Annotated in this window: 15 protein-coding genes and 1 riboswitch; of the genes, 9 read left to right on the top strand and 6 right to left on the bottom strand. The window is 46.5% G+C overall.

What is annotated here, in order from left to right; genetic code table 11:
* Positions 1-174 precede the first annotated feature (174 nt).
* From BLR88_RS02155 to BLR88_RS19295, 3 genes are all read left to right on the top strand, one after another.
* Positions 175-3678 carry a BadF/BadG/BcrA/BcrD ATPase family protein gene (locus tag BLR88_RS02155; protein WP_091259825.1) on the top strand — a complete coding sequence of 1168 codons (3504 nt, stop codon included), beginning with the start codon at positions 175-177 and terminating at the stop codon, positions 3676-3678.
* 42 nt (positions 3679-3720) lie between these two features.
* Positions 3721-5379 (top strand): 2-hydroxyglutaryl-CoA dehydratase, encoded by a 1659-nt coding sequence (locus tag BLR88_RS02160; protein ID WP_091259826.1) that lies wholly within the window; start codon positions 3721-3723, stop codon positions 5377-5379.
* A 440-nt stretch (positions 5380-5819) separates the two neighbouring features.
* Complete coding sequence (locus tag BLR88_RS19295; protein ID WP_156424083.1) at positions 5820-5975, top strand: hypothetical protein; 156 nt, start codon at positions 5820-5822, stop codon at positions 5973-5975.
* A gap of 186 nt (positions 5976-6161) precedes the next feature.
* On the opposite strand, the gene BLR88_RS02165 is transcribed toward BLR88_RS19295, so the two are convergent.
* The 4 genes from BLR88_RS02165 to BLR88_RS19300 are packed head-to-tail and all read right to left on the bottom strand — an operon-like array spanning position 6162 to position 8935.
* Complete coding sequence (locus tag BLR88_RS02165; protein WP_057899619.1) at positions 6162-6926, bottom strand: thiazole synthase; 765 nt, start codon at positions 6924-6926, stop codon at positions 6162-6164.
* Between the two features lie 5 nt (positions 6927-6931).
* Positions 6932-7135: a sulfur carrier protein ThiS gene (gene thiS, locus BLR88_RS02170; RefSeq protein WP_057899618.1), complete on the bottom strand. Its 204-nt coding sequence runs from the start codon at positions 7133-7135 to the stop codon at positions 6932-6934.
* Between the two features lie 19 nt (positions 7136-7154).
* Positions 7155-8279 carry a glycine oxidase ThiO gene (gene thiO / locus BLR88_RS02175; RefSeq protein ID WP_057899617.1) on the bottom strand — a complete coding sequence of 375 codons (1125 nt, stop codon included), beginning with the start codon at positions 8277-8279 and terminating at the stop codon, positions 7155-7157.
* A complete protein-coding gene (locus BLR88_RS19300; protein ID WP_175493535.1) occupies positions 8276-8935 on the bottom strand; it encodes a thiamine phosphate synthase in 660 nt (219 codons plus the stop codon). Before BLR88_RS19300 ends, thiO begins: the two co-directional genes overlap by 4 nt.
* Before the next feature lie 178 nt (positions 8936-9113).
* Positions 9114-9228, bottom strand: a riboswitch (TPP riboswitch).
* Between the two features lie 239 nt (positions 9229-9467).
* Between BLR88_RS19300 and BLR88_RS02180 the strand changes: the two genes are divergently transcribed.
* The 3 genes from BLR88_RS02180 (at position 9468) to BLR88_RS02190 (ending at position 12859) form a co-directional block, all read left to right on the top strand.
* Entirely contained in the window at positions 9468-10829 is a 1362-nt protein-coding gene (locus tag BLR88_RS02180) for a DEAD/DEAH box helicase (RefSeq protein WP_091259830.1), read from the top strand.
* A 337-nt stretch (positions 10830-11166) separates the two neighbouring features.
* On the top strand, positions 11167-11850 hold the full coding sequence (locus BLR88_RS02185; RefSeq protein WP_057899615.1) for a TerC family protein: 684 nt from the start codon (positions 11167-11169) through the stop codon (positions 11848-11850).
* A 223-nt stretch (positions 11851-12073) separates the two neighbouring features.
* Positions 12074-12859 carry a hypothetical protein gene (locus BLR88_RS02190; protein WP_139184890.1) on the top strand — a complete coding sequence of 262 codons (786 nt, stop codon included), beginning with the start codon at positions 12074-12076 and terminating at the stop codon, positions 12857-12859.
* Positions 12860-12939: 80 nt separating this feature from the next.
* Here the strand turns inward: BLR88_RS02190 and BLR88_RS02195 are convergent, their stop codons facing one another.
* The gene (locus tag BLR88_RS02195) at positions 12940-13452 is read right to left on the bottom strand and encodes a hypothetical protein (RefSeq protein ID WP_057899613.1); all 513 of its coding nucleotides are present in this window, start codon (positions 13450-13452) and stop codon (positions 12940-12942) included.
* A gap of 125 nt (positions 13453-13577) precedes the next feature.
* The gene (locus BLR88_RS02200; protein WP_057899612.1) at positions 13578-14273 is read right to left on the bottom strand and encodes a class I SAM-dependent methyltransferase; all 696 of its coding nucleotides are present in this window, start codon (positions 14271-14273) and stop codon (positions 13578-13580) included.
* A 145-nt stretch (positions 14274-14418) separates the two neighbouring features.
* Here BLR88_RS02200 and BLR88_RS02205 point away from each other — a divergent pair, with 145 nt between their 5' ends.
* From BLR88_RS02205 to BLR88_RS02215, 3 genes are all read left to right on the top strand, one after another.
* Entirely contained in the window at positions 14419-15255 is an 837-nt protein-coding gene (locus tag BLR88_RS02205; protein WP_322787632.1) for an inositol monophosphatase family protein, read from the top strand.
* 254 nt (positions 15256-15509) lie between these two features.
* Positions 15510-15989 (top strand): 6-carboxytetrahydropterin synthase QueD, encoded by a 480-nt coding sequence (queD, locus tag BLR88_RS02210; RefSeq protein ID WP_057899611.1) that lies wholly within the window; start codon positions 15510-15512, stop codon positions 15987-15989.
* Positions 15931-16710 carry a 7-carboxy-7-deazaguanine synthase QueE gene (locus BLR88_RS02215; protein ID WP_322787633.1) on the top strand — a complete coding sequence of 260 codons (780 nt, stop codon included), beginning with the start codon at positions 15931-15933 and terminating at the stop codon, positions 16708-16710. Before queD ends, BLR88_RS02215 begins: the two co-directional genes overlap by 59 nt.
* Positions 16711-16763 lie beyond the last annotated feature (53 nt).

Here is a 16763-nt window from a genome sequence, read left to right on the forward strand (position 1 = left end):
ACTATGTATATATTACTTAATTTCTTCTAATAATAAATGATGTCTTAATAAAATAATGGTTTAACATCCAAAAAATGTATTACTAAAAATGAAAAGACAAGCGTGCATGCTAAATCGTCAACTGCAGATTTTGGTGTTGAACCTAAATGTTACATTTTAACAAAGGGTGATTTCGTGAAAAACGAAACCAAAGGATTAGACTCTTTAATCATAGGGATCGACGTTGGTTCTACGACCGTCAAAGCAACCGTGGTAGACCCAAAAACCAAAGAAATTCTTTGGTCAGACTATCAACGTCACCACACGAAGCAGGCGGAGAAGGTTTTAGAATTCTTGATTGTTATCGGTAATGAGTTTTCCCACGTTAAACAAGAAAATATTCGCGTATTTATGACGGGCTCCGGTAGCGGCCCAATTGCTGAGCACATTGGTGCGAAGTTCGTTCAAGAAGTGAATGCTGTCACGATGGCGGTAGAACATCTTCATCCCGATGTAGGAAGCGTAATTGAATTGGGAGGTCAGGATGCTAAGATTATCATTTTCAAGGAAAACGAGGAAACAGGCAACAAGCAAGCGCTTACCTCGATGAATGACAAATGTGCATCCGGTACAGGTGCCACGATTGACAAGTGCATGATCAAAGTGGGAATGCCGATGGAAGAGGTCGGCCGGCTACACTTTGACGATACCAAACTGCACCATGTAGCCGCAAAGTGTGGTGTATTTGCTGAAACGGATATTGTTAATCTGGTGAAAAGCGGGATTCCGTCCGCGGAAATTATGTGTTCTCTGGCGGATGCCATTGTTATGCAGAACCTTTCCGTTCTGACTCGCGGAAACACGCTGCGGCACCGCGTTCTTTTGCTGGGTGGTCCGAATACATATTTGCCTTTTCTGCAAGAATGCTGGCGAAAACGTATCCCTGAAACCTGGCAAGAACGAGGATACAATTACCCTAAAGACATACCGATTGATGAATTGATTTTTGTGCCTAAGAATTCACAGTATTATGCAGCTTACGGTGCCGTTATGTACGGGATGCATGAACCGACTGGTGTAGGTACTTACACGGGCTTGAAAGGGCTGAAGGAATTTATCGCTCATGGCCGAAAAGCAAAACTGGGTGAGAATGCCGGCCCGCCTCTGGTGAGTAGTGAAAAAGAACTGGAAGAATTCCGCAAGAATTATACGATTCCTTCGTTCACACCAGCTTCCTTTGCGCCGGGACAGAAGGTAAGGGCAGTTATTGGCCTCGACGGTGGTTCCACGTCATCCAAAGCCGTGCTCGTTGATGAAAGCGGGAATATTCTGCTTAAGGAATATCAACTTTCTAAGGGGAACCCGCTCGAAGATACGAAAGAAATGTTAAAGCGGATTCGGGATAAGGTAGAGGGTCAAGGAACCGAATTAGAGATCATTGGTTTTGGCGCCACAGGATATGCGGCAGATGTGCTGGAAAAAACGTTGAAGGCGGATGTCAATATTGTGGAAACGGTTGCTCATATGATGAGCGCTGTTCATCAATTTGGCGATATCGATGTTATCTGTGATATCGGCGGGCAGGATATCAAGGTGCTTTTCCTTAAAAACGGAGATATTCGTAACTTTAGATTGTCAAATCAATGCTCCGCCGGGAACGGGATGTTGCTGCAAGCCATGGCCGACCAGTTCGGCATTCCGATTCAGGAGTATGCGGATACTGCTTTCAGGGCTGACCTCACTCCGAAATTTTCATATGGTTGTGCTGTATTTCTTGATGCAGATCGGGTGAATTTCCAGAAGGAAGGGTATTCTAAGGAAGAATTGTTGGCAGGTTTGGCACTGGTATTGCCAAAAAATGTATGGCAGTATGTGGTGCAGATCCCGCGTATGGCTGAATTGGGGCGCAAGTTTGTCTTACAGGGAGGAACCCAATATAATCTAGCCGCAGTAAAAGCTCAGGTCGACTACATTAAACAGCGGGTTCCCGATGCAGAGGTTTACGTTCATCCCCATCCGGGGGAAGCAGGAGCGATCGGAGCCGCGATGGAAACGTTGCGTGTTGTAAAACGTCGGGGGTATTCAACGTTCTTAGGGCTGGATGCCGCTATTCATTTACGTTATGTGACTCGCAACGATGAATCTACCCGGTGCACCTTCTGTCCCAATCATTGCAGCCGAACCTTTATTGATTCGCAAACGCCAGATGGACAAACAGCGCGTTATATCTCCGGTTTTAGCTGTGAAAAAGGAACCGTTGAAAACAAAGAAGCCGTCATCAAACTGACTAAGGAGCGGCAAGAACTCAAAAAGCATTATCCAAACTTGGTGGAGTACGAGGCGCGCCGCATGTTTCAACACTTCTATGAACCGCAAGCTTTGCCTGAACCAGGTACGATAGTGGATGATATACAGGTAGCACGCCGCTGGTTTGGGCTAGGTGGGCTCCGAAAAACATCATATAAGCGACGTTTTAGGCGCTCTTCGCATGAAGCGATGGAAAGGCGGAAGCAAATTCGGATCGGAATTCCCCGGGTGCTCAATATTTGGTCTACAGCTCCTTTTTGGCGTACATATTTCGAGACGCTTGGTGTTGACCAACGAAACATTGTTTTCAGCGACTATACAAGCGAGGAAATGTGGCAGGAAGGTGGAAAGTACGGCTCGATAGACCCTTGCTATCCTTCGAAGGTAGCTCAGGCCCATATCCATAATTTATTGTTTAAGCATCATGAGCGAAAGCCTCTTGACTACATCTTTTTCCCATGCATTACCCATATTCCGACCCACTTGCAAAATGTGATGGATTCGGCCAGTTGCCCAATTGTGGCCGGTGCTCCGAATGTAATTAAGGCCGCCTTTACAAAAGAAATTGACTTTTTTGCCACGAAAGGGGTTACCTATCTTGATCCGGCGGTAACCTTTACGGAACATAACTTGATGAAAAAGCAGCTGTATGAAGCGTTTAGAGAACATCTTCAAATCACAGAAGATGAAAGCGATTTCGATGTGGAGCAAGGCTTTAAGGCGATGGAGATGTTCGATATGGAAATGCAGGAAAAGGGTCGGATAATTCTTGAACAGGTAGAAAAAGAAAATCGTCTTGCCATTTTGATGATTGGGCGTCCTTATCATTCCGATCCGGGACTTAATCACGGTGTATTGGAAGAGTTTCAAGTGCTGGGCTATCCCATTCTGTCCATGCGCTCTATTCCGAAAGATGAAACATGGCTGAGACGCTTTTTTGAAGATGATTTAAAAAGTGGGCGTGTCGATTACGCATTGGAAGTAACCGATGTGTGGCCAGAAAACTTCAGTTCCAATAGTGTACAAAAGGTCTGGGCGGCCAAATTTGCCGCGCGCCACCCCAATGTGGCGGTATTAGATTTGTCCAGTTTTAAGTGTGGACATGACGCTCCTACCTATGGGTTGATTGATTCGATTATTTCAACCGCAGGTACCCCTTATTCGGCATTGCATGACATTGATGCCAATAAACCAAGCGGTTCGATTAAGATTCGGGTGAAGACATATGCTCATAGCCTGGGACTTAACGAAGAGCGTCTACAGGATATGGCTCAGAAAAAGGTAGAATTGCAGCAGCGTCTTGAACAAAAACGCGCCGAGCTGCTGAATCGGCAACAAACCAAACAAATTGAGTTATATGTGGAAGGAAGTATTTCCAAAACAGGAAATTAAAACATGTCTGAATGTTATTAAGACAAGGAGTGGAGTACATCAATGAATAGGATAGGGAAGTCTGTAAACACCAAGGACAATGGTCAATTCCAAGTTCAGCATTCTCACGAAGACGAATTGCGTCGGTTTCAGATAGAACTGGAAAAAGAGTTGGGTTTACATCAGCAAAAAAAGAACCAATGGTTTGATCCGGTTCCCCGCCAGTTTTTGGCTAAAGACAGAGCGACCACGACTATTTTGTTTGGTGGACTGACGATGGTTCACGATTATCTGGTAGAGGGCGCTCTAAAAGGGTTGGGATATCAGATCAAGCATTTGGACTGCCCGGACAACGAGTCGCTTCGGTTCGGCAAGGAGTTTGGCAACCGTGGGCAGTGCAACCCGACATATTTCACTGTAGGCAATTTAATCAAATACCTGTGTTATTTGCGGGATGTGGAAGGGAAATCGAAAGAGGAAATCATCCGCAACTATCTGTTTATTACTAGCGGTTCCTGCGGCCCTTGTCGCTTTGGCACTTATGTCACGGAGTACCGGAAGGCCTTGCGGGATGCTGGATTTGACGGTTTTCGTGTTCTGTTGTTTCAGCAGCAAGACGGTTTAAAGCAGGCAACTGGTGGAGAATCAGCCCTCAAATTAGACACTTCCTTTTTCATCAGTTTTCTAAAAGCGGTTCTTTTAGGAGACATTTTGAATGCATTAGGGTACCGTATTCGTCCTTATGAAGTGGAAAAAGGCGCGACGGAGGCAGCCTTAAGCCGTTGCAAACAACACTTGTATGACGCCTTAAGCAGGCGGAGGTGGCTCATTCCAGCGCTCATTAGATGCCGTAAGGAATTGCAAGCTGTTCGGGTAGACCGGACACAGGTAAAGCCTAAAGTAAGCATTATCGGTGAGTTTTGGGCCATGACAACAGAAGGGGACGGCAATTATCAATTGCAGCGTTTTCTGGAGCAGGAAGGGGCTGAAGTCGACGTACAGTCAGTGACAGCTTGGATTCTGTATCTTATCTGGGAGGGTCGCTATGATACTCTGAGGCGAATGAATCTGCGCGAGTCGGACTCTGGACGTTACGGCCTGCAGGGAAAAAAACCTATTTTGCATTTGCGTATGTTATGGGTGGCTGATCGTGCTCTTCGGATCATGTTTCAGATGTACGCCAAGATAATCGGTTTGTATAATTACCATTTACCTGACATGGATGAGATTGCCCGAGTTGCCCATGAACACTATGACAATCACTTGCGCGGCGGGGAAGGGCATATGGAAGTAGGCAAGTTAATCCTTAATGTGAAAAAACGAAAAGTAAACATGACCATCTCCGTTAAGCCATTTGGATGCATGCCGTCTTCCGGGGTATCCGACGGGGTTCAGTCATTGATTACTGAGAAGTATCCCGAAACGATCTTTCTTCCGATTGAAACGACGGGAGACGGAGCGATTAATGTATACAGCAGAGTGCAGATGATGCTATTTAAGGCAAAACAGGCTGCGCAGCAGGAGTTTAACGAAGCATTAACGAAAAAAGGTTTTACGGTCGAACAGCTTCAGAAGGTAGCGACTCGTTCAAAGTTTATCCATCCTTTGCAAACAAGCCGTCACGTCGTTGCTTGTACGGCGGCGAATGCGGTATATGGTACGTGCAGGTTTACAGGCGAATTGTTCTTCCGACGCAACAAAGAGGAAATAGAAGGAGTGTGAACTACCCACCACCTGCGCTTCGCTTAGAGGTGGGGGCTTCTCAGCTCCACGAAGAAAGCAACCTTTCTTCTCCCTGAGCGTTACTTCGGGTAGTCCCTACCCTAGATGTCCGACGTTTCGGAGTTCTTCATTCCCTTGGATATTTTACGCATGGAAGGGATCGCTTGGTTTTCGCATTTTTCATTTCTCCATGCAACCTCATATATCCAGTTGTCGAAGAATATCATATTTTTAGTTTACCAAATTGTTGGATAACTGAACAGGCTAACGCTTGTCCTTATCCGAAGCCCATTCATCTCACCGCTTATCGAAGCGGGAGACTTTTGGGCTATTCGGTTAAAAAAATTCCTTAAAGTAAAGCCTCCATATTTTTTTGGAGGTTTTTTATTTTGCCATAAATGATCGAAACGTCGAATTGACGCTGTAGAGTCACTTTTGGAGTGGAGAAGTCGCCAGCATTTTCTGCGTTTTATGATGATGAATTTGATAAAGAATTTGAAGGGGAGAAGAGATGTGAGAAACGACGTCGGGATGGAGTGGGGAAACGCTCAGGGAAATATAAGGTTCAGATGAGTGTGATAGGTGGTAAAGAATAAAAACATGAAAATTGAGTGGTGCATGTGGATGGAAAGAAGCACACGTTTTTCGATGATTTTGGAAATTGTTACATTAATGGTATTAGTGGCTAAGGGGATAGCCATGCTCGTTACCCTCTAAAAGATATTTCTCCCATCACATCAATGATGGGAGAAATATTTGGATAAACGATCCGAATGATTGATTTAGTTAACCATGCCCTCCATCGGACTGCTAGCTTGGGCATATCGTTTCTTCGGAATTCGACCCGCTTCAAAGCCCAGTCGTCCGGCTTGAATAGCCAGTTTCATGGCTTCCGCCATTTTTACAGGGTCTTGTGCGCCGGAGACTGACGTGTTCAACAACACACCATCCGCGCCGAGTTCCATCGCAATCGTTGCGTCGGATGGCGTGCCGATTCCGGCGTCAATAATGATTGGCACGGTAGCTTCTTCGATGATGATGCTGATGTTAAGCGGATTAAGGATTCCCTGTCCGCTGCCGATCGGGGATGCGCCTGGCATCACCGCATGTGCCCCGGCTTCTTGCAGGCGGCGGGCCAGCACCGGATCGTCATTTGTGTATGGCAATACGACAAATCCTTCTTCTACAAGGATTTTAGTCGCCTCTAGCGTGGCGAGTGGATCCGGCAGCAAAGTTTTCGTATCTGCGATCACTTCTACTTTAATCATGTCACACAATCCGGATGCGCGCGCCAGACGAGCGATGCGAACCGCTTCTTCCGCTGTGCTGGCTCCGGCTGTATTGGGCAGAAGTTTGTATTTGGTTAAATCGAGCTGTTCCAAAAAGTTCGGTTGTGCTGGGTCGTAAATATTCATCCGGCGAACGGCAAATGTCAAAATTTCCGTTTCCGAAGCTTCCACCGCGCGGCGTTGCACTTCAAAATCTGGAAATTTTCCTGTGCCGAGCAGCAGGCGGGATGAAAATTCGTAGGGACCAATTTTAAGCATATGTATCAACCTCCACCAACAAAGTGTACTAATTCAATCGTGTCGCCGTTTGAAAGCCTAGTTACGGCGTGCTGTTCCTTTTGCAAAATTTCGCGGTTCACTTCCACAATAACGATGCGGTTTTGGATGTGTAAGTACTCAAGCAATTGCCGTACGTTTTCAATTGTGTCGGGAACGGTTTGCGTTTCGCCGTTGATTGTCAAAGTCATGCGGCTTCACCTTCCTCTCTTATGAAGTTACAGGGACATGACGTTTGTCGGAAAAGGGGGCAAGTTCAACGTCCAGAGCCTCCCCGGCAATCATTTGCGCGATGATCTCCCCGGTCAGGGGACTCAAAAGAATACCATTACGGTAATGTCCTGTGGCGATTAGCAAATTTTTGCAGGAAGAGACAGAACCGAAATAAGGGAGGCCGTCATTGGTTTGTGGGCGCAAACTAACCCACGTTTTTTCGAGCGTGCAATCTTTGAGCGCCGGCAGAAGACGCACCGCTTTCGTCATCAATTCCTGCAAACCGCCTAAAGTCAAGCGCTCGTCAAATCCACAGTCCGCGGAAGATGCACCGACGAGTAAGCGATTGCCGCTTTTCGGAACGATGTAGCATCCGTGTGAGTAAATGGTTTTCTGGATTGGCTGCGGCATGCATAGTACGGAGAACGCTTCGCCTTTGATCGGAAAAACGGAAACAGATAGGCCAAGTTTACGCGCGATTCGTCCGCTCCAGGCTCCGGCGGCGAGCACGTAATGTTCGGCTGTAAATGGCCCCTGCGTAGTGCTAAGCCTGGTGATCTGTCCATCGGCGACTTCGATATCCAGCACTTCACAACGCTCGAGAATCGTAGCTCCGTGTTTGACGGCGGCGACAGCGAATGCGCGTGTAAGATCCGGCGCGGACACTTGCGTATCATCCGGCAAATAGAGCGCTCCGTTCATTTCGTCGCTGACAGCGGGTTCAATATGTTTTACTTCGGTTCGATCCAGCCATTCGACACGCAGGCCCAGGTCATGCTGCCAACTTGCCCGATGTTTTAGCATGTCGCCTTCTTCTTCTGTCCAAGCAACACGCAACATTCCCGCATGATTAAGTCCGATATCAATGCCTGAAACAGCGTATAGTTCTTGTTGCAAATCGGGAAATAGGCTGCGGCTGCGTAGAGAAAGCTCTACTAATGGTCCCGGCTCAGAAAATTCGACCTGCGCTCCTAGCATGCCGCCTGCTGCGCTCGAAGCATGCGCGCCGATGGTATCTTTTTCAAGAACGGTGACTGTTTTTCCGCGCTTGGCCAACTGATAGGCAATGGAGACGCCAATAATTCCGCCGCCGATAATGACGGCGTCCTGTTGTTTTTTCAATGTGATCCCTCCGTTTTTGCCGTCGGCCAGACGTGACGTGGAGATGTTCGTACCTGGCTGATGGCCTGTTGAAATTGTTGCACAGAAAGCACAGGTTCCTTCGCTTGCATGACAGCTGACAGTACCGCGATGCCGGTGCAGCCGGTTGCAAGTATCTCTACTGTATTTTCTGGTGTGATCCCTCCAAGGGCAATGACGGGAATGGAAACGCTTTCCACTACTTCCCGAAGCGCCGCTAGCCCACGGCCTGCCTGTCCTGGTTTGGAAGCGGAGGCAAACACGTGGCCGAATAATACATAATTCGCCCCTGCTGCTTCTGCCGCCTTTGCTTCCTCTACGCTGTGTACGGAGACACCGAGAAGGAGAGAAGGGGCGAGGTGGCGCATAACCGGGGCTGGAAGACTGTGATAAGCCGTTTGAATCCCGACAGCTCCAGCTGCAAGGGCAACATCGGCCCGGTCGTTTATGATTAGTTTTTCGCGCGTAAGTCCGACCTTGCCGAGCGTTTGCGTCCACTCCCATAGTTCGCGTGCGGTTCGCTGCTTTTCCCGCAAGTGGAAGGCATCAATATAGGGATGAATATTTGCAATGATTTGTTTTGCTTCAACGAGCGATTGTTTGCCGCTACTGATTACGTGAAAAACATGTTTTTGCATTTGCATACCTCTTTATATCTCGCTCCCGTTCCACACGCTTCCTTAGGAAGAAATGGACGGTGGGCGTAAGCGCAGGAAGAAGAGGCGGAGTTTTTATTCCTAAATCTTAGTCATTGTACATTAAAAAAAGCCGGGATCTTATGCTGGGACCCGGCCTGTACGTTACAGTAACGAATGGATTAAATGCCTACTACTTTCCTACGCTGGTACGAACCAGATCAGGTCCCAAGAGTTTAGAAACTTCATCGCGTTTCATTCTCAGCCCGGCTCATCGGGCTCCCCTAGTAGTGCTTTCTATATAATATTTTTTTATCATTATAATAGATTTAGAAAAGCATGTGAAGATGCTTTTATTATAAAATGAGTTTATATCAATAAAATTCAGAATTAATTTTCGATTTTTAGAAAGAATGAAGAATAGGAGCAAACGTCGGGAAGTTTTGTTCCTGTTTTCCTTTTTTGGGTAGAAATAATTAAGAGAATTCGGGTAGAATAAAAAATAGTTTGTTTTTGCGAAGAAAGGAAGGAAGCTATGAGTTCATTCGCGGATTTTCAGTTAAAACCGGAAATTCTGCAAGCGATTGTGGATCTGTATTATAAAGAACCGACACCGATTCAGAAAGAAGCGATTCCGCTTGCGCTTCAAGGCAAAGATGTTATTGGTCAGGCGCAGACCGGAACGGGTAAAACCGCCGCTTTCGTTATCCCGATGCTTCAGATGTTAGAGATACAAAAGAAAGATGTGCAGGCGCTGATTATGACGCCGACGCGGGAGCTTGCTATTCAGATTGCAGACGACGTTGCCGATTTGGGCAAGTATTTGGGCGTACATGTATTGTCGTTACACGGCGGACAGGATATTGCGCGCCAGATTAGCAAGTTGTCCGGCCAGGTGCATATCGTGGTCGGTACACCGGGGCGTATTCTTGATCACCTGCGCCGAGAAACGCTACATTTCGGCCGCATCAAAATGCTCGTGCTGGATGAAGCGGACAAAATGCTAGAGATGGGTTTTTTGGAAGAAGTGGAAGAGGTATTCATTCAGACGGCGCAGAAAAAGCAAGTATTATTGTTCTCGGCGACGATGCCGGATGCGGTACGTAAGCTTGCTCATCGTTTTATGAATCAGCCGCAAATTGTGCGGATTGAAAAGCGGCAGATTACGGCAGAAAATACGAAAGAATCATATTATGTAGTAAATCAGAGCGATAAATCGGATGTGTTAATGGAACTTGTCAAGGAGGCCCGTCCGTATTTGGCTGTGATTTTTGCTAATACAAAACAACGGGTAAATGAACTGGTACGTCGCCTGCAAGAAAACGGAATCGAAGCGGAGGCATTGCATGGCGATTTGACCCAGAAGAAAAGGGAGCAGATTATGGAGCGGTTCCGCCAGGCCAAATTCCAGTATCTTGTCGCTACAGACATTGCGGCGCGTGGCCTTGATGTGGAAGGGATTACCCATGTATTCAATTACGATATGCCCTCCGATTTAGAAAGTTATATTCATCGTGTTGGACGTACTGGCCGGGCCGGGCAGCAAGGTGAAGCCATTTCTTTAGTTTCGCCGCGCCAGAAGCAGTGGTTCAACCGCTTCGCTCGGGCGATTAGCGGCGGCGTGGAGCAGAAGTTTCTTGGCGGCAAGCCACGTGAGGAACGAAAACTGCGCAAGCGGGACGAAGCGGTCACGATAGAGGCACAGGAAGCGAAAACAACGGAGCAGGTCGCAGCGAAGGAGACGGAGAAGAAGCGCCAGGGCGGACGCGCCAAAGCGAAGCCGCCGAAAGTAAAGCCAGGTTATAAAAAGAAAATGCGGCTTGAACGGGAAAAGCAGTTGCGCAAAGAACGCCGCCGCAAGATAGAAGAAATATACAAGAGAAGAAATAAGAAATAAGAAATAAGAGGGGCAGGGAGACGTGTTCTTGTGAACGCCTCCCTTTTTGTATCCTTCTATTTCCTCGTTTATAGCCAAAATGTCGGATTGACAGTAAGCCTAATACATTGTACTTTATAGTTAAAAGTAAATAAGCCCATAGGGGAGTAGCTTTGAAAACGATAGGGTCGTCATTACGGGAACTCGGCGGGAACCCCGGCTCTATCGGCAGCATATTCATGTTGTAAGCAAGACCTTTGCCGTATTCGGCAAGGTCTTTTTGTGTTTTTTAGAAAGAAATCCATTTTTTTAGGTTGCTTTTCACACAGTAGAAAATATTGAGAGGAGGATGATTGTAATGGATTTTTTATCCACAGAATTTTTTTCCATGCTTTTTTCCATTATTATTATTGATTTGGTACTGGCCGGCGACAACGCGATTGTAATCGGGCTCGCGTCTCGCAATTTGCCGAAAGAGCAGCAGAAAAAAGCGATTATCTGGGGGACAGCCGGTGCAATTGCGATACGCGCGCTGGCTACAATCTTTGTCGTTTGGCTGTTGAAAATTCCGGGCTTGCATTTTGTCGGCGGCGTGATTCTTGTATGGATCGCGTATAAGCTTCTTATTGGCGAGGAAGAAGAAGAAAATATTAAGAGCAGTTCATCGTTGTTGGGAGCCATTCGTACCATTATTGTCGCTGACGTGATGATGGGTCTTGACAACGTACTGGCGGTAGCGGGAGCCGCTCAGGGACATATGGGCATGGTCGTGCTCGGTCTGTTAATAAGCATTCCGCTCGTTGTTTGGGGCAGTCAAATTATCATCAAATTAATGGAGCGCTTCCCGATTTTGATTTATGTTGGAGCAGGGGTACTTGCTTTTACTGCTGCTAAAATGCTCGTTACCGAAAAATTGGTTGTTCCTTTCTTTGCAGAAAATCCGGTTATTAAATGGGCCGTTATTGTTGTTGTCGTTGCAGGTGTGCTCATTAGTGGTAAGATAAAAAAAGACAAACAATCAACAACAACAGCCTCTGCGTAATGTAGAGGCTTCTTTTTTACTCGTATATGAGTTTGCTTACATTTCTTCTTTATCTTGTTGATGGATTTCATTACTATATTATTATGAATTATTATGAGAAGCTCATGGATTGTGAGAAACTCGTGCTTTTTTACTTTTCCGGGTCTAATATATTATTAAATGTAAAGAAGTAAAGGAATTGACGAAAGAGAGAAGGTGATGCACGTTGGAGCCACTTTCCCGTGTGGAGAAGTATCGCCAACGCAAGGAAAGAAAAAAAGGGAATCGTTCCCTTTTTTGGATGGTATTAATTATTTTGTACATATTTGTTCTATATATCCTTATTTATTTTATTAAGCTACCTACTGATTATGCGTGGCGCATCGGACTAGAAGCTGGATTGTTTTTTTTAAGTGTGATTTTTCTTGACGCATATTTACAGGCGTTTACTACCATTTCTACACGGCCGGTGCAGAAGATGGAAACGCGCTTGATTCGTCCTAATTCGTTTATTATCGGGGCGTGGGTAATTTCTCTTTGTTATCATTTGGGCGTTGGTTTGTTTAGTTCAATGTATTTGCCGGATTGGATGTATTACGCGGGTTTTGTGTTTACACTGGCTTTATTTTTGGCGACGATCATTCATTTTCTCACCTATTTCGCCTACAACAAAAAAGAGCGCCAGTGGTTGCTTGAAGAGATGTACGCAAGCGACCAGCGCAGAGCGTATGAAATGATTCGTGATAACCAGTCGCAGTATTACTGGATTCGTAATGTCATGGAAACGAATGAAGAAGTACGACAGATGATGAAATGGAACGGTTTTGACCGTAATTTGGAAGAAAGGATGTATGAGCTACAACCGTATTTTCAGCGCACGATTTTTACGAAGAAAGATTTGGATAAGATTGCAGGTATAAGTGCGTGGTTGGAGAACATGCGCCGTATTATTGAGGAGCATCCGAGCTATAGTTCATTGAAGATCCATTCCGATCATCTGCCGCTGCGAAGCAAAAGGGGACAGGATTGATGAATATGCTCGCTATCTTCTTCCCGCGCCATTGAGCTCGGGAAGAAGAGGCAGGATCATCAACCATCTGATTGTATCTTTTATCTATCGATTTCAAAATACTCGATTTTACCATTTTTGCCGACGCGGACGGTAATGATGACGGGATAGAGTTTATCGGGTTTGGAAGTGAATACTTTTCCTGCAAGGCGATATAATGTTTTTCCTTCGTCTAGCTGATTTTTTTCTACAAGCTGCAACGAAGAAAGCGAAGGTAGATTGAGCGATTCGATCGGGCTTTGCTTTTCCTGTTTCATTACACTTGCGAGTAATGCCGGTTTGTCGTTTCCGTTTTTTTCAATTAGCGATACGATATTTTTAGACAGAACATTGATCGCTAACTGCGCGATGGCTCGGTCAGCCGCTGATGCGTTTTTCTGCGCGGCGGCTGTCTCCCAGTCATTGATGGCTTTTTGCTTCGCTTGCATCTGCTGTTTTACCCAGGTCGTCGATTCGGCGGTTTGTACGCGCGTGTCGTCGGAAGAACAGCCTGTCCCTGCCAGTGCAATTCCTGTCCCTAATAAAAGCACAGCTGCGATATGTTGCCACCTCATTTTCGTCCATTCCCCTTTTTCTTAAGCTTTCACATGCGTTTCATAAAGTTAAACGGTTCACAGGCAAATTAGTTGCGCTTACGTAAAAGAAATTCTTCCGTATAATCCAATGAGGCGACATAAGTTTATTTTGCGGGATTGCAAGGACGTACATAGAACATCCACAAAAAGCTTAGCGCTTGGCGTAATTCTAACGAAAGCGTGTTTGTCATTTCTTCTGTAACGCCCCGCTTGTATACGCCTTCCTGATGAAGGATGGTATAGCCGATTTCTGTGAGCAGTCTCCCGCATTCCCACGGCATCATCGTGTTAATTACAACATCTTCGCCGTACAAGCGCCGGTAGCCGTGTTCACGTGGAGCGGCGGTTGGACCGAGGATGCCGAGCGCCAGCAAGCCACCCGGTTTCAGATATTCCTTTAACGAGATGAGCATCCTGCGCGGGTCATCTGTCCACTCGATAACATTAATGGCCATAATTGCCTGGAAGCTTTGTTTTTCAAACGGCAGTTCGCGCAGGTCAGCTTTGACGAATGAAAGCCGAAGGCCGGGTTTTATTCGCTTTTCCGCCTTTTTGATCATTTCTTCTGAAATGTCGAGCCCGATGACACTAAATCCGAGTTCTGCCAGTTTAGCGCTGCCGTAGCCGTCGCCGCATCCTGCGTCAAGCACGGGTCCAAGTTCCGGCTTGATATATGACGAAAGCGTTGGCAATATTGTTTTACGACTGCCGTTCTCCCACATTTCTCGGCTGTTTGCTTGCCAGTGCCCGGACATTTTGTTCCAATGTGTTTCGCATGCTGCGTGCCAATTAAACGCCATTTTCCTTCTCTCCTTTTTCTTTATTTTATTGTTTACTGAAAAAGTAACACAATTATTGTCAAAAAGCGAGAGGGATGGCACATAGTGGTCAAGCAAAAAAATTTCTTTATACGCCCCAAAGAAATAGGGTAAAGTTATAAAGAGAATGACGAAACGAGAGTGTGAGGCGAGAAGATTGCAGAATACGGAAAAAAAAGATTGGGGAATGTTAGCCAGACGTTGTGCGTTAAGCGCGGGAAAGCTAATTGAGGAAATGCTGGTTCATCCGTTGGAAGTTATGTACAAGACGTCTTCTTCCGATTTAGTTACGTCGGTGGATCGGGCGGTTGAACAAATGGTGATCGATGAAATCTTTAAAGTATATCCGGATCACGGAATTCTTGGAGAAGAGGGATTGGTCGCCTGCGAGCCGTCCAAATTCGAGACAGTATGGATGATTGATCCGATCGACGGGACGACCAATTTTGTTCACCAGCGGCAGAACTATTGTGTCTCGATTGCCGCATATCATCGAGGCGTATGCGAAGTGGGCGTTGTGTATGACCCAACACGTCAGGAATTGTTTTACGCGGAGCGGGGTGGGGGCATTTTTTTGAACGATGCCCCTCTTCGAGTGAAGCGGAATAAAGAAATGAAAGAGGCGCTAATTTCGACAAGCCTTTTTTGGAATCGGCGGGCAATGAAGAATGGCCTTTCGGAAAAAGCGCAACGGCTCGCGCACAGGGCGCGTGGTGTCCGGATTTATGGTGTGGCAGCGCTAGAACTTGCGTACGTCGCGGCTGGACGGCTTGATGCCTATATCAGCCCCGGTCTGAATGCGTGGGATCTGGGTGCTGGAAGACTGCTGGTGGAAGAATCCGGCTGTAAAATTAGCACAATAGAAGGGAAAGAGCTTCCGTTTGCAGAGCGGACGAGTGTGCTTGCTGCCAACCCGAATATATATGACTTTTTGCTTGAATTCTTAACAGAACATACTGTATAATATAATATTAAGTAAAGCATGATCTTTGATAATTGAATCATACTCTACGCGTTAGCGTAGGTGAGAAAGGTTCATTATATCGTTGTTTGTGGCGAAACCAACGTTAAAAATACCACCGGAGTATTGTCTGTTTCATCCCCTGGTGAAGGGGATTTTTTTGTTTTTTGTATAAAACGGACAACGCAAGGGGCCGCCGCAGGTCCCTTTTTCTTTTCCGGATGGTGAGCTTTGAATGTTAGATGGGAGGGGAAAACATGTCCGAATTCCAGATTCCACGCAAGGTGCAGCGATTGCATGAAGACATTCGGCCGGAACAGCTGCGCTACCACAGTCGGAGGGTTGCCGTAACGAAAGAGTTTACGTTTGATTCCGCGCACCATCTTCACTTATATGAAGGAAAATGCAAAAGCTTACATGGGCATACGTACAAACTGGTAATTACCATGAGCGGTTTTGTCAACGAAATAGGGATTTGTGTCGATTTCGGAGATATCAAGGAAGTGTATGAAGAAATAATTAAATCGCAGCTTGACCATAAATATTTAAATGAGGTGCTGCCGCCAATGAATACAACGGCAGAGAACATGGTTGTCTGGATATGGGAAGAACTGGATTGCGCTATTGAACAGCGCGGCTGGAAACAGCGCGGAACGCGCCTAGAAGAGCTTGTGCTGTATGAGACACCGACAAGCTACGCGACGCTTAAGCGGGAATGGATGGAAAGCAATGCATAATTTGGCTTGGGAAGAGCTGCACACTGACCTGAAAGTGCCGATGGTTGAGCTGTTTGAAACGGTGGAAGGAGAAGGCAGGATGGCCGGTTATCCGACCGTTTTCATCAGAATTTTTCACTGTAATCTACGCTGTACATGGTGTGATACTACGTATAGCTACGCGCCGGAGAAACCGGCTTTTACCGCTAGCATTTGTGAGATTGTTGACCGGGTCTCCGCCTATGGACATGGCGTAGTTTGTCTGACTGGTGGCGAACCGTTGATGCACGGTGTAAAATCGCTTGCGCTTGTCTATCATCTAGCACGGATTCCACACGTTTGGGATATCCATATTGAGACGAATGGGGCGATTGATTTGCAGCCGTTTCAAGCGCTGCGCGAGCGCGAGAAAGAAGTGCGGGAGAAAGTACGTTTTGTCATGGACTACAAACTTCCAGCGAGCGGAGAGACGGAGCGCATGCATGTGCCCAATCTCGCGCTTCTGGAAGAACGTGATGAAGTGAAGTTTGTTGTAGGGAATGAAGCAGATTTTATGTACGCTTTGGATGTGCTAAAACGACATCCGACGCGCGCTACCGCGCTTTTCAGTCCCGTATGGGAAACGATGCCGCCCGCGGATTTGGTTTCATTCTTGCTTAAATATAGGCCGCAGGAAGGGCGGGCGCGCTTGAATATGCAGATTCATAAAGTGATCTGGGATCCGGAGGCGCGCGGAGTATGAGGATCGTTCTGTGCGTATTTTCGCCTAGCTTATTTTTTGATCACTTCATGAGA

It is taken from the genome of Aneurinibacillus thermoaerophilus (assembly GCF_900099925.1).
Taxonomy (GTDB): Bacteria; Bacillota; Bacilli; order Aneurinibacillales; family Aneurinibacillaceae; genus Aneurinibacillus; species Aneurinibacillus thermoaerophilus.